This is a genomic window from Streptomyces sp. NPDC037126, from assembly GCF_055605965.1.
This window is the reverse complement of the sequence record NZ_JBVJTD010000057.1, coordinates 1-13177: the sequence shown is the minus strand read 5'-3', so window position 1 is coordinate 13177 and position 13177 is coordinate 1. Positions and strand designations below refer to the sequence as shown.

The 13177-nt window shown below is 69.7% G+C and carries 13 protein-coding genes and 2 pseudogenes; 8 read left to right on the top strand and 7 right to left on the bottom strand.

Features of this window, described 5'->3' with window-relative positions; all coding sequences use genetic code 11:
* Positions 1–113: 113 nt before the first annotated feature.
* A pseudogene (locus ACZ7FF_RS44100) lies at positions 114–461 on the bottom strand (transposase); the annotation flags it as partial.
* 35 nt (positions 462–496) lie between these two features.
* On the bottom strand, positions 497–697 hold the full coding sequence (locus ACZ7FF_RS44095) for a hypothetical protein (RefSeq protein ID WP_470820294.1): 201 nt from the start codon (positions 695–697) through the stop codon (positions 497–499).
* On the opposite strand from ACZ7FF_RS44095, the gene ACZ7FF_RS44090 reads away from it, so the two are divergent.
* Positions 696–1010, top strand: coding sequence for a VOC family protein (locus ACZ7FF_RS44090; RefSeq protein ID WP_470820293.1), 315 nt, complete (start codon positions 696–698; stop codon positions 1008–1010). The genes ACZ7FF_RS44095 and ACZ7FF_RS44090 overlap by 2 nt on opposite strands.
* A gap of 156 nt (positions 1011–1166) precedes the next feature.
* Here the strand turns inward: ACZ7FF_RS44090 and ACZ7FF_RS44085 are convergent, their stop codons facing one another.
* A complete protein-coding gene (locus tag ACZ7FF_RS44085) occupies positions 1167–1964 on the bottom strand; it encodes a response regulator transcription factor (RefSeq protein WP_470820291.1) in 798 nt (265 codons plus the stop codon).
* A 113-nt stretch (positions 1965–2077) separates the two neighbouring features.
* Between ACZ7FF_RS44085 and ACZ7FF_RS44080 the strand changes: the two genes are divergently transcribed.
* The 6 genes and pseudogenes from ACZ7FF_RS44080 to ACZ7FF_RS44055 form a co-directional block, all read left to right on the top strand.
* Positions 2078–2725: a glycosyltransferase gene (locus tag ACZ7FF_RS44080; protein ID WP_470820290.1), complete on the top strand. Its 648-nt coding sequence runs from the start codon at positions 2078–2080 to the stop codon at positions 2723–2725.
* The gene (locus tag ACZ7FF_RS44075) at positions 2722–3651 is read left to right on the top strand and encodes a class I SAM-dependent methyltransferase (protein WP_470820288.1); all 930 of its coding nucleotides are present in this window, start codon (positions 2722–2724) and stop codon (positions 3649–3651) included. The genes ACZ7FF_RS44080 and ACZ7FF_RS44075 overlap by 4 nt, the downstream gene beginning before the upstream one ends.
* A 10-nt stretch (positions 3652–3661) precedes the next feature.
* Positions 3662–3847 carry a hypothetical protein gene (locus ACZ7FF_RS44070; protein ID WP_470820286.1) on the top strand — a complete coding sequence of 62 codons (186 nt, stop codon included), beginning with the start codon at positions 3662–3664 and terminating at the stop codon, positions 3845–3847.
* 652 nt (positions 3848–4499) lie between these two features.
* Positions 4500–4856 carry a DUF485 domain-containing protein gene (locus ACZ7FF_RS44065; RefSeq protein ID WP_470820285.1) on the top strand — a complete coding sequence of 119 codons (357 nt, stop codon included), beginning with the start codon at positions 4500–4502 and terminating at the stop codon, positions 4854–4856.
* Positions 4853–6478, top strand: a complete 1626-nt coding sequence (locus ACZ7FF_RS44060; protein WP_470820283.1) for a solute symporter family protein — start codon at positions 4853–4855, stop codon at positions 6476–6478. Before ACZ7FF_RS44065 ends, ACZ7FF_RS44060 begins: the two co-directional genes overlap by 4 nt.
* Before the next feature lie 115 nt (positions 6479–6593).
* Positions 6594–6674: pseudogene (locus tag ACZ7FF_RS44055) on the top strand (transposase); the annotation flags it as partial.
* 52 nt (positions 6675–6726) lie between these two features.
* Here the strand turns inward: ACZ7FF_RS44055 and ACZ7FF_RS44050 are convergent.
* On the bottom strand, positions 6727–7278 hold the full coding sequence (locus ACZ7FF_RS44050) for a hypothetical protein (protein ID WP_470820282.1): 552 nt from the start codon (positions 7276–7278) through the stop codon (positions 6727–6729).
* 300 nt (positions 7279–7578) lie between these two features.
* On the bottom strand, positions 7579–8430 hold the full coding sequence (locus ACZ7FF_RS44045) for a putative adhesin (protein WP_470820281.1): 852 nt from the start codon (positions 8428–8430) through the stop codon (positions 7579–7581).
* Between the two features lie 285 nt (positions 8431–8715).
* Between ACZ7FF_RS44045 and ACZ7FF_RS44040 the strand changes: the two genes are divergently transcribed.
* Positions 8716–9372 carry a PfkB family carbohydrate kinase gene (locus tag ACZ7FF_RS44040; RefSeq protein WP_470820280.1) on the top strand — a complete coding sequence of 219 codons (657 nt, stop codon included), beginning with the start codon at positions 8716–8718 and terminating at the stop codon, positions 9370–9372.
* Positions 9373–9377: 5 nt separating this feature from the next.
* Here the strand turns inward: ACZ7FF_RS44040 and ACZ7FF_RS44035 are convergent, their stop codons facing one another.
* On the bottom strand, positions 9378–10637 hold the full coding sequence (locus tag ACZ7FF_RS44035) for a cellulose binding domain-containing protein (protein WP_470820278.1): 1260 nt from the start codon (positions 10635–10637) through the stop codon (positions 9378–9380).
* A 903-nt stretch (positions 10638–11540) separates the two neighbouring features.
* On the bottom strand, positions 11541–12992 hold the full coding sequence (locus tag ACZ7FF_RS44030) for a glycoside hydrolase family 18 protein (RefSeq protein WP_470820277.1): 1452 nt from the start codon (positions 12990–12992) through the stop codon (positions 11541–11543).
* Between the last annotated feature and the right edge of the window lie 185 nt (positions 12993–13177).

Sequence of the window (13177 nt, the reverse complement as noted above, 5' to 3'; positions counted from 1 at the left end):
CTCTCACCCGTCGAATTCGAACAGCAGCATCGGGCAGAGCATAGACTCACCCTCGCGGCATAAACCCCCGTGTCCACACTCCGGGGGACGCCTCAGACCTGTCAGGTCCCCCTTTTCAGGGACCGCATGTTGACTGAATCGATCGCGCAGCGGGACCAGTCCAGCTCGCCACGGGAGCCAAGTTCGTCGAGGACCAGGCGGTGCAGCTTGGCCCATACCCTGGCCTTGCTCCACTCGGTGAACCGGCGGTGAGCCGTTGCTCCCGACGGGCCGAACGAAGCAGTGGGGAGCTGCTGCCAGGTGCAGCCCGAAGTCGCCACAAACACAATCGCAGCCAGCACCTCACGATCACCGTGCCGACGCCGGCCGCCGCCTTGAGGCCGAGTCGGCGCCTCCGGCACCACCCGCTGGAACAGTTCCCACAACTCGTCCGGCACCAGCCGCTCAACGATCCCCACCACGACCGGCAGCCTACCCAGCCAATTGAGATGGCTTGTTAGGCGACGACCTCCCACCGGTCGCCGTCCAGGTCCACGAGCGGGCGGGCCAGATCGTAGACGTCCCCGGTGGCTGGGTCGGTCCGGCTCGCCGGCATACCGGAGCAGCCGAGGCCGCCGTAGAGACCGAGGAGCGCATCGTCTATCCGGTCCTCAGACGGTCTGTCCGGCGACACGACCGCTCTCGACAGGAGTGCCATGTCGGCCACCCAGTCAGTGATCTTGACTGCCGACCAGGACGCTCTGCTCGGCTTCTCTACGAACCTGTCCGGCGCTGAGGAGATCTTCCGGGGTCCGGCGCAAGGCCCGGCCCTCTACCTCGGCCTGCGCACCGGCGACACCGACCTCGGGCTGGTGGCCAAGGAGAACCCGGGGACCGGGGCGGCGCCGCGGATCCTGCTCGTCATCGGTGTCGACGACGTCGACGAGACGCTCGGCCGTCCCCGAGGGCGCGGGTGGCCTCGGCCAGTTCCCGGCTGCCGTTCACGACGCTGCGGCCCAGAACGAGGGTGACGACGAGTGAGACGACCGCCGCCAGCGCACACCATGGTCACGGCCCACAGGTCGTGGTCGGACAGGAACATGGCCCAGGACACCGGCATGGTCGCCGCGAGCATCGCCGCCACACCGTCGACGGTGACCACGGTCAGGGACACGGCGACGGGCCGGTCACGCAGAATTCGCAGGGCCACGGCTCCCGCCAGCCCGGCGCCCGCCGCGTAAAGCACGATGAGCAAGGTGCAAGTCACCATGGCGGGTGCCGTCTTCTTGCGGGTGAGGCGGGTCGAAACGGTAGCCGACGCCCCACACCGTGCTGATGAGACGAGGGCGGGCCGGGTCGTCCTCGACCTTCTCCCGCAGTCGCCTGACGTGCACGGTGACGGTCGACAGGTCGCCGAAGTCCCAGCCCCAGACCTGCTGCATCAACTGCTCCCGGCTCGTGGCCCGGCCGGGGTGCCGGAGGAAGAACTCCAGCAGATCGAACTCCCTCGTGGTCAGGTTCAGTTCGACGTCATCGCGGGTGGCGCGCCGGGCTGTCGGGTCCAGGGCGAGCGGACCGGCCCGCAACCACGGTCCCGTCTCTTCGGCCGGGGCAGGGGTCGCCGCACCCGCGCGGCGCAGTACCGACTCCACCCGCAGCACCAGTTCGCGGGGGCTGAACGGTTTGGTGACGTAGTCGTCGGCGCCGGCCTCCAGGCCGAGGATGCGATCCTCCTCGTCGCCCCGTGCGGTCAGCATGATCACCGGGACCGGGCCGGCCGCACGAATGCGACGGCATATCTCCAGCCCGTCCGTACCAGGCAGCATCAGGTCGAGGACCACCAGGTCGGGCGGCCGGGAAGCGGCCTGGGCCACGGCAGTGGCGCCGTCGGCCGCAGAGTCGACGACGAAGCCCGCCCGGCCCAGATAACCGGCGACGACCTCGGAGACGGTCGGGTCGTCGTCCACCACAAGTACGCGCGTCACGTTTTCGAGTGTCACCCCTCGCGGCGGCGGTGCCCGGAGCGGGTCGGTGGCGTCAGCGTTCCGTAACAAGACGAAGCCCGTTATGTCTGCCATGCATTCGTAGGGTGAGTCAGGTGATCGAGACAACCCCCCCGTCCGTGGGCGTCGTGCTGCCCTGCTTCAACGGGACCGGAGCCCCGCCGTGTTCGCTGCAGCGGATCCCGCCCCGCCTGCGCGCGCTCGTCGACAACAGTTCCACCGACGCTTCTCCGGGCGTCGCCCGTGACCTGGCCGCGTACGCACCCCACGAGCCGCAGCGCGGCTCCGGCGCCGCCTGTCACACGGGTCCGGCGGCGGCCACGGCCGACGTGGCCCGTGTGGATCCGGGACTGCCGCCGAAGGTCGCCGGGCCCGTCCTCGACCGGGCCGCCGACCTGGTCCCGGGCCGTCGTCGGCTCCTCACCCACGGACTGCGGCCCCGGCACGCCCGCCCGGCCGGCCCGGGACCGACTCGCTCCGTCCGCCGCCGCAACGGGCTGCGACGCGCCGAAGCCGGCCGGCGGGTGGCGGGAACCGACGTGCTCCATCGCGCTGGAAGGCGCTACAGGGGTACGGGAACCCGGCGCGGCACCTGGCAGGCCGTACATGACATTCAGGCCATCGGTGAGCTGGTGCTGTGCGATGCGGACACCGCGGCCGACGCTGCCCCGGCGGCCGCACGGCGCCCGGCCGGGCCCCGTCCCGGCGCCTTCCTGGCACCTCTCCCGGAGACTGTGCGATGAGCGACACCGCCCAAGGGGCTTTCACGGACCTGGCCGGAGGCCTTGAGCTGAGGGAACGCGCCGCTGCGGACAAGGCTCGGCCGCACCGCACGCCGCCGGTCGAGCATGGGGTGCTCGTGCCCGGTGCCGGCCGGCTTGCGCACACCGAGCCGGGGGTGCCGTGGACGGCCGACCCCTACAGCGCCGCGCTGCGTGCCGGCCGAGGCCCGCTGTACCTGCGCCGCCTCGAACCGGATCAGGAGGGAGTGGCCGAACTGCTGCCGCTGGACGTCGAGCGTTTCTGCGCCGTCCCGGACGCCACCGATATGGAGGTGTTGCGCCGCTGCGCCGGCCCCGTCCTGGACGTCGGCTGCGGCCCGGGCCGCATGGTGTCAGCTCTGGCCCGGCAGGGCGTACCCGCGCTGGGAGTGGACATCAGCGCCGCCGCCGTCGCCCGGGCCCGGCAGCAGGGAGGAACGGCCCTGCGACGGTCCGTCTTCGACCGGCTGCCCAGAGAGGGCCGTTGGGGCACCGTCCTGCTGATGGACGGAAACGTCGGCATCGGCGGCGACCCGGCGGCCCTCCTCGCCCGCCTGCGTGAGGTGTCCCGCCCCGGCGGGCGCCTGCTCGCCGAGACCGCCGCCGAAGACGTCGACGAGCGCCTCACCGTCCGCATCGAGGACGGCCACGGCCGCTATGGACGCCCCTTCCCCTGGGCCCGGGTCGGTGCCACCGCCTTGCTGTACGCCTCCGACGCCACCGGATGGATCCTCACCGGCCGGTGGTCCTCCGTCGGCCGCTCCTTCCTGGAACTCCATCGTCCGCCCGCGGGGACCGGCACCGCACATCCCCCGGACGGGGAAAACCAGACCGCCCGTGACCGGCGCCGTTACAGGGTGTCGGCCGAATTCAGGAGGCGCCGCGGACCAGCTCCCGCACCCGAGTGAGACCGCCCCGGTGACCCTCAGGGAGCCGGGCCTGGGCCATCGTGACGCCCTCCCTCTCAAGAACCAGCTGCCGCCCGCTTCCGGGTCATGGTTCGCCGTCGCGCCCACGTCGGCGTCGTGGGCGCGGGCGATCGAGGCGACGATGGACCAGCGCGATCCCGGAGACGGTGAGCAGGTTGCCGCGCACGGCCTGTGAGCGGCACCAATGACGGCGAGCCCACCGCCGCGCATGAGATCCCCGTCCTGTGCGAGCCGTTCCGGCGGCTGACCGACTGGGTGGGGTCCACGCGCGGCAGCGGCCTGGGACTGTCGATCGTCCGAGCCGTCGCCCACACCCACCGAGGGGGCCGCGGCCGCCACGGCGCGTACGGACGGCGGGCTGATGGTGATCGTCATGCTGCCGGTCGCGCGGTGGACGCAACGGCATCTGTTCATGCCGCGCATCGTGTGTCGCATGTCTGGTCTCACACGGACACCCGCCTACGGCCGGCCGTCCGCCCTGGGGGGCGGCATTTTCCCGGCGCCGCTCGTTGACGCCGTCGCCGCCGTCTTTACGGCCCCTGGCGGGGGCCTGTGAGTACCGCACCTGCCAGGGATCTCGGACATCGATCCTGTCGCCGATGCGATGGGCGTTCCGCGCGAGCGTGACGTCGTGCCGGTGAGCGAGGCATCGGACACCGCATCTGCCGAATCCAGTTTACTAGGGCTTTACCCTGGCCCTTTCGGTAAGACTCCTGCGCTTGGCTGGGCAGGAGGCCTTCATCGCGCTGGGAATCCTGACCACCCCCGGCGCCGTGACTCGCGCGCTTCGTGCCTGCATACGCATGTCTGTCACTTGAGGAGACTCCGTGGCCACCGAGACACCGCCCCCCGCGAAACCCCAAGCCCACCTTCCCTCCACCGAGGAGTTCACCGAGGTGCAGCAGAGCGCGGAGTTCGGTGAACTGCGCCGCGCCCACCGCTCGTTCGCCTTCCCGCTGACGGTCGGCTTCATCGCCTGGTACCTGCTGTACGTCCTGCTCTCGAACTACGCGGGCGGCTTCATGGGCACCAAGGTGGTCGGCAACGTCAACGTCGCCCTCGTCCTGGGTCTCGCCCAGTTCCTCACCACGTTCCTCATCGCCTGGTGGTACGCGCGGCACGCGGCCACCAGGCTCGACCCGCGGGCCGAGGCGGTCAAGTCCCGGATGGAGGGCGGAGCATGAGTCCCGCGGCGCACACCCTGCTGGCGGCCGGCGAGGCGAGCGAGCACCGGCCGCTGATCGTCACCCTGTTCGCGGTGTTCGTCGCCGCGACTCTCGTCATCACCGTCTGGGCGGGCCGGCAGACCCGGGACGCCGCCGACTTCTACGCCGGCGGCCGGCAGTTCACCGGCTTCCAGAACGGCCTCGCCGTCTCAGGCGACTACATGTCCGCCGCGTCCTTCCTCGGCATCGCCGGTGCCATCGCCCTCTTCGGCTACGACGGCTTCCTGTACTCCATCGGCTTCCTGGTCGCCTGGCTGGTGGCCCTGCTGCTGGTCGCCGAGCCGCTGCGCAACTCCGGCCGCTACACCATGGGCGACGTGCTCGCCTACCGGATGCGCCAGCGGCCCGTCCGCACCGCCGCGGGCGCCTCCACGATCGTCGTGTCGATCTTCTACCTGCTCGCCCAGATGGCCGGCGCGGGCGTGCTGGTGTCGCTCCTGCTCGGCATCACCAGCGACGGCGGCAAGATCGGCGTGGTGGCGCTGGTCGGTGTCCTGATGATCGTGTACGTCACCATCGGCGGCATGAAGGGCACGACCTGGGTGCAGATGGTCAAGGCGGTGCTGCTGATCGTCGGCGCCCTGCTGCTGACCTTCCTGGTCCTGCTGAAGTTCCATTTCAACGTCTCGGACCTGCTCGGCACGGCCGCCGCCAACAGCGGCAAGGGGACGGCGTTCCTGGAGCCGGGACTGAAGTACGGCGCCACCGGGACGAGCAAGCTGGACTTCGTCTCGCTCGGCATCGCCCTGGTGCTGGGCACGGCCGGACTGCCGCACATCCTCATCCGTTTCTACACCGTGCCGACCGCGAAGGCGGCCCGTAAGTCGGTCATCTGGGCGATCGGCCTGATCGGCGCCTTCTACCTGATGACCCTCGCCCTCGGCTTCGGCGCGGCCGCGCTGATCAAACCCGCGGAGATCACCGCCTCCAACAAGGCCGGTACCACCGCGGCCCCCCTCCTCGCCCTGCACCTCGGCGGAGTGGACTCCAGCTTGGGTGCGATCATGCTGGCCACGATCTCCGCGGTCGCCTTCGCCACCATCCTCGCGGTCGTCGCGGGCCTGACCCTCGCCTCGTCGTCCTCCTTCGCCCACGACATCTACGCCAACGTCATCAGGAGGGGGCAGGCCACCGAGAAACAGGAGATCGGCGCGGCCCGCTGGGCGACCGTCGGCATCGGCGCCGTCTCCATCCTCCTCGGCGCCCTCGCGCGCGACCTGAACGTGGCCGGCCTGGTCGCCCTCGCCTTCGCCGTCGCCGCCTCCGCCAACCTGCCCACCATCCTCTACAGCCTCTTCTGGAAGCGGTTCACCACCACGGGCGCCCTGTGGTCGATCTACGGCGGCCTGGTCACCGCGGTCGGCCTGGTGCTCTTCTCCCCGGTGGTCTCCGGCAAACCGACCTCGATGTTCCCCGGCGTCGACTTCCACTGGTTCCCGCTGGAGAACCCCGGGATCATCTCCATCCCGGTCGGCTTCCTGCTCGGTATCGTGGGCACCCTGCTGTCCAAGGAGGTCCCGGACGCCGGCAAGTACGCCGAACTGGAGGTGCGGTCCCTGACCGGGACGGGCGCGCACTGAGGTTCGTACGGACGGCCGCGTCGCCCAGGACTGCAGGGTCCTGCGACGCGGCCGTTCGGCAGCTCCTTCGAATGCAGGTCTCTCGAGGACGTGGCGACGACGGAGTGACGGGCACTGGATCACCTGCTACTTCCTTCCGGCCTACGCACCCGACCTCAACCCCGTCGAGAGCATCTGGGCCCTCCTGCGGCGCAGCAGCAACGTCAGTAACCGGGTGCTGGAGACGAAATCGCACCCCTGGACGTTGTTCACCGTGCGGTCGAGGGTGATCTGGCCCGCCTGCGCAAGCGCACCGCCCGTTGGGGGCGTCGAGGGGTTGAGCAGCGGCGTCGGGAACACCTGCAACCGGTTCTCGTCGCCCCATTCCCCGTGGACCATCCACTGGTCGTCCGGTGAGACGGCGTCGAAAAGTTGTTGTAGGCCTCGCCACTGTCGAGGGTGTGCTCGTACTCGTAGCGCTGTCCGCCGGGCGTGGTGACGGTGAACAGCTTCGACGCCGTCCCGTCGCTCTGGTAGGCGTCGAATACGTGACCGCCGCCGGAGACGTCCGGATCGTCGACGTGGTTCCACCCCTTCTCCCGGAAAGACAGCGGCACCGACGCGAGTCCGCGGTGGAGCAGGGAGCCGTCCGGGAGGCTGGCCACTCCCTCGTCTCCGGTCAGGGAGTTGCCGTGGTGGTGGTCATCGCCGGTCCAGCCGCCGGGTGAGGGATCCGCCGCCGCGGCCAGCTGCGCCATGGCGGTCACGGCGGTGGCCACGCAGGCGAGCAGGAACGCGGCGGAGCGAATGAGAGAGGTCATGCGGGCCTCACCTGGACGGGATCGGGAACGCGATCCCAGATCCGGCCGCGGGCCGCCGTCTGTACCCGGGGACGACCGGTCCTGGACGGGGCGACGTCCGCCTGCCCGAACTGGCCCGGCCCCGGCGGGCCGATCCGGTCCGTGGCCGGGGCTGATGCCGTGTCAGTGGCGCCCGACCACTGCCGCCTGCGCTGTCCCAAGGAGAATCCCACTCGTCACAATCGGGCTGCGGACATGCCTGTCTGACGGATAGGCATGTCAGGCACTGTTCACGACGCATCCCCGCCCCGGTCGGCGCGTCTACGTGAAGACCACGTCCATGTGGCCGAGCCTCGACAGGGCTTCCCGGACCACCTCCCGCTTCCAGGACGGGACGTCGGATACCTGGACCGAGCCGGGGTCGTCCGGGGACACCAGCACGCGGACTGGATAGGTATCCGCGCCCTGAAAATGGGCGTACTGCCAGTGGAGTTCATCGTGTCCGCTGCCTATCAGGAAGACGGAACCACCAAGGGTGCCCGGCAGGTCGACCCTGGAACGGGCTTCTGCCGCCAGGTTGGCGCCGTTGACCCTGGCGATCGCCGCCTGGTCCGTCTCGTCCGGGACCCAGTCCGGGTCGGACCCCAGAACGACACTCAGTGACTTCCCCTGGACCACGGCGTCCGCCGCCGCCTGGCCGTCGGCAGGAACGTTCACGAAGTTGGTGCACGCGAGCCAGTACAGGTCACCCTGAAGGTGCGAGAGGATCCCGCCACACCGGTGCGTCATGCCTCTCGCGACCTGTTCGGGAGTGGTCGGGCAGATGCGAGGGTTGCCGGTGCACATGTGAAGTGTGCCGGCCAGGCCGTTCCGGCCGGGAAGGATGAGTGTGTGCCCGCCGAACTTCGGGTCGTTCGCGAGACTCTCCGGCCACTGGGCCTCGGCGTCCTGGAGGCGGAAGTTGTAGGTCACGTTGCTGCTGTCGAGAGGGGGCCACGGAGCCTGGAGCGTCTCCCAGATGTCGAAGTAGTGCGCGTTGACGGTCAGGCTCTGATTGGCGTCACAGTAGAACTGGATCCTGGTGCCCTGTGGGATTGCGACGATCTCCATGTCCGGCGGGGTGAATGCCGGGTCGGCGTGCAGACCACCGTGTCCCAGCAGAACGTAACCCACTGCGCTTCTCCTCTTCCGTCGGATCCATCGGCGTGATCCACTTCATGGTCAGACAGCGTGAGCGGAACGCCCCCGGCCTTCCGGACAGGAATCCGGGCAGCTCCTGAGCACCATCGCAACGATTCCCCCCTCCACGCGCGTCCGGCCGCCCCCTCTGCCCGTTCGGCCGCCCCGACGGCCGTGCCGCGCAGGTGCCGCCCAGGCAACATGTGCGACGTACACCGTTTCGGCGAACGCCGTGCGCAGGCGAGCCCTTCACCACCCGCCCCGACGCGGAGAAAACTCATGACGACGGGAATCATCGCGGGCCACGGTCGGCACGACAACGCGGACTTCATCGTCGCGCCCCACGGGATCCGGTTGGGCTTCTACGCCTCGCGCGATGCGGGACTCGACTTCGCCGTCATGGAAGAGGCCGTCAGACGCGGGGACGTCACACCGCTCGAGTACTTCGACCCGGGCGCGCACATACCCAACTACACGTACGAGCAGTTCTCCGACCTGGAAATGGCTCGCGTCATCCAGGCGAACGTCCATGACCTTCCCCTGCCAGAGTCGGGGCCGAACGCCCACGAACTCGCCGTGGCCACCGGTGGCGGCGACCCGGCGGCGGGCGCGGCCGCACTGGCCGCAGCCGGCGCACGGGCGGTGGTCGCCTCGCTCGGCCCCGACGGACTCCTCGCCCACACCCCGGACGGAGTGTGGCGGGCCCGGCCGCCCGCCCCTGTCGTGGGCAATCCCACGGGCGCGGGGGACGCGGCGGTCGCCGCCCTCACTCTCGGGCTCGTCACCGGACGCACCTGGCCGGAGCGGCTCGTCGAGGCCGTGGCCCTGTCGGCCGCCGCCGTGGCCGCCCCGCTCGCCGGGGACTTCGACCCCACCACGCGCCGCGCTCTGCTCGGCACGGTGACCGTGAACCCGGTGCCGCCGTCCGGTACCTGACGCTGTCAGCGGGCGATCGCGCAGTGCGGTTGCGGCATGACCGTCGGGACATCCCCGTGCAGGGTCATGCCGAAGGACGTATTCGACGAGGCGGCCAGGGACCCGTTGTACGCGACGTTGGAGGCAACCACGGAACGCCCCGACTGAACGAGTTCCACGTTCCAGTGGGCCGTGGCCAGTTGATGGTCGGGCCAGGTCCATGAGACCTTCCAGGTCTTCGACGCGGTACTCCCGGTGTGTACCGTGACCTCGGTGGTAAAGCCGCCGTTCCAGGAAGCGGTGACCGCCATGCGGGCACTGCAGCCTGTCGCTGCGTCCGTGGCCGGGCCGGGCGACATGCTGCCGGAGGGTGAGGGGTCCGCGGACAGGCTGGGCGAAGTGGAGGGCGAGGCGGTGTTCGCGCGGGCGGAGCTGCTGCCTGTGGGAGGGACGGAGGGGCCGTCGCCACCGCTGGTGGTGTACTGCACGCCGGTGTAGGGAGCCGAGCACGGCGCACAGCCGCCGGGCCGGCCGAAGGTGTACTCGCGGCCTCCGGCCAGCAGCCTGTCCTCTGCGTCGATCACACGTATCCGGTAATGGTTTCCGGCCGGGGAGTCCGGCTGTATCTCGTAGCGCTGGCCGTTGTCGGAAGTCATCGTGCCCTTCTTCCAGGCGCTGCCGTCGAAGTACTCGACTGCGTGGATTCCGTTGGGCAAATGCGTAATCACAACGGGTGCGTAGTACGGGTCCGCATCCTTGGCAAAACCGATCTTGATGTCGCCGGTGTAGCCGGGTGCGGGGATGAACGACCAGTCCACCTCACGGTTGTTCCACTTTCCGAGGCTCTCCAGATCGCCCACCTTCCTGCCGCCCAGAGTGAACGCCGACAGGGCGGCATGCGAGAGGTCCAGATGGTACTTGCTGGACCGGCACCACTCGTTGGCGTCTCCGCAGCTGTCCGTGACCACGGCGTCCAAGGTCGCGCCGTTGTACTCGTCGGCCTTCCACTCACCGCCCTTGCAGATGCCGGTGCCGGCCGCTCCGCCGTTGCTGACGGTGCAGTAGTCGCTCAGTTTGATCCTCACCCAGCGACCGCAGTTGAGGCCGTTGTCCCACACTCCTCGCACAGCGCTGAGCGCCGCGGGGACGGGGCGTGGCAGGTTCGTGGCGAAGTTCCCGGGACTGTTCCAGACGTTGAGCGCCACGAAGTTCGTGCTCTCGACCTGTGCCGGCGGAACGCCGCAGCCCAGGCCGTCCTGCCCGGTCGCGTCGAAGTACGTCGCCACCCCGGAGTTGGTCTCGGTCGCCTGCGCGGCACCGGGCCCGAGGAGGCTCGTGAGCAGCAGGCCGAGTCCGGACGCGGCCACCAGGCCGAGGGTGACGGTCTTCCTTTTGCTTCTCCGGTGCAAGGTCGCTCCCATGGAATGATGAGGGGCGGCAAGAGTGAACTGCGGTTCGTCACTTGCCCGTCACGCGCCTCGATAGGGCCCCTCGCGGGTTTCTGGTCATGACTCTGTCCGACTGCCCGAGCCATCGGCGGCGTCCTGCCCGTTGGGCTGCCTGCTTGTGCCAGGGCATCGCACCATGGGCCCGCCGCCGGGCAACCGTGGACGTCCGTCCCGGGGCTGCCGCTGTTGCCGGTGCGGTTCTCCCGCACCGGCACCCCGTGTGGTGGGCCGGCCGCTCCCCCGGAGGCGGGCGTACCGGTCCGCGGGGTCCCGGTGGCGCTGCCGATGACCATCAGGAGCCGCCCCCATCCGGCCGTGCGGGCGCGGGCCGTGTCTGCCGGGCACCGGTGTGGCCCTGGACGCTGACACTCACGCCGGGACACACGGAGAAGGGCCTGACGAACGCGACCGCGTACGGGCCCGGCCCACCTCGGCCACCCGGAAACGCCATGCCCCGAGGCGGCACGGCCGTCCGCGCTCTTGCACAGATCCGGGGCCCGCGGCCGTGGCTTTCCAGACGGGTTCCCGGTACCGCGTCGCCGTGCGACGTGCCCGGACAGGTCGTGGAGCGCGAAGCATCGAGCCCGGCACCGCGTCCTCGCCGTCGTGCCGACGAAGGGCCGACGGTGCCCGTCGCAAGGACACCGACGGCCGGCGGTGTCGTCATCGCGCCGGGCCCGTCGCTGACGTGCGGGGAGTTCGCCGCAGTCCCGGAGGTTTCGGCGGCGAGGGCCGTACGGACTACTTCCTGTACGCTCCGAACGTCTTGGAGAAGGCGAAGTTGCCCTGATAGATGGAGCTGCAGTTGTTGTCGGGAACGGACTTGGGCCCGCCTGGGCACGCCTTGTCGCGGTTCACCGACCACATGGAGATCCAGGCGACCCCCTTGGATCTCGCGAAGGCCAGCAGCTGTGCGGCGTCGCCCACCGTGAAGGTCTCCGGTGCAACGTCGTTGACGCCGATCATCGGGGTGACGGCGAGGGCATGCCAGGCGGCGGAGTCGCTGAGCCCGAGAGCGCTCTTGACCTGAGCCTGAGTGGCGGTCGCTGCCTGCTCCGCGTAGGTACCCATCTCGCCGGTGTACTGAGTGCCGTAGTCCATGGTCATGATGTTGACGGTGTCGACGCGCGCTCCGTTGGCCTTGGCGTTGGTCAGGATGTTGACGCCGTCCTGGGTGAGGCCCTCGGGCATGACCGGCAGGGTGAAGGAGACGTTCAGGCCGGGATGTTTCGCCTGGAGTTCGGAGATGGCCTTGGCGCGCAGAGTGTTCGCCGCCGTGTTGCCCAGCGTCGCCCCCTCGATGTCGAAGTCGACCTTGGTCAGCTTGCACGTGTCGATGACCTTGCCGTAGGCGTCGGCCAGCGCGCCCACGGAAGAACAGGTTGTGGCCAGTTCCGCATTGATGGCGCCGCCGAAGGAGGCCCGGACATCGCCTCCCTCGGCCCGCACGGCGGCAATCCGCTTGGCCATGGTCGCATCGGACAGGTCGGTGACGGCTCCCCACTTGGGAGTGCAGCCTCCGCCGTCGGTGATGAACGCGAGGTTGTAGTCCTTCACACCACTCGCGCCCGACGTGGCGGCCAAGTCGAATTCCGGAGTGAGGGTGAGGTCGACGTAGGGGGCGAAGCCGGCAGCGCCGGTGGTGGGGCTGCTGGCGGTCTGGGAGGGGGTCGGACGGGGATCGGCGCTCTGGCTCGCCGACTCGGTGGGGCGAGGGGTCGGCGACGGACTTCGGGTGGGGCTCCCGCTCGGCTCCGGCGTGCTGCTGGTGTCTGCGGAACACTGACTGCCGTTGATACGGCAGTCGGTCGGATCGCCGGCGCCAGCGACGACAAAGCCGACCGTGACCGACTTGCCCGGGGCGAGGCCCTCAGTATTCCAGGAGGCCGGTTTCACCGTGACGTGCGAACCACTCACGGTGGACGTGCCATTCCACAGAGAGCCGAGCTTGGCACCGGCGGGGAGGGTGAACATGAGCGTCCAGCTCTTCTCCGTCTGCCCCGTGGCGTTGGTGACGACGTATTGCGCCTGATAGCCAGTGGGCCACTCGTTCGTCTTCGTGTACACGGCGCCTACGCCGGCCGCCTGCGCGCTACCGGTGAGGGCGACCGCGCCTGTGCCGATCACTCCTGCGGCGACAAGACCGCCTATTAGCTTGTTCCTTGTACTGATCCTGCGTCGATGCCTGCTCATAGACGACTGCCTTTGCGCGCGAGGGGGGTTCCCGGAGGGGACTTCGCTGTGCTGATCGCCAGACAAGCTACGGTCCGCAGGACGTGCCTTAGAGGTCGTTCTCTTTCCGAACCTCGTGTGACGTTTTCGCTGGCCAGGCATGAACTAGCTACTGCTGCGGGAGCCTCGGCTCGTTGCCGGACGAG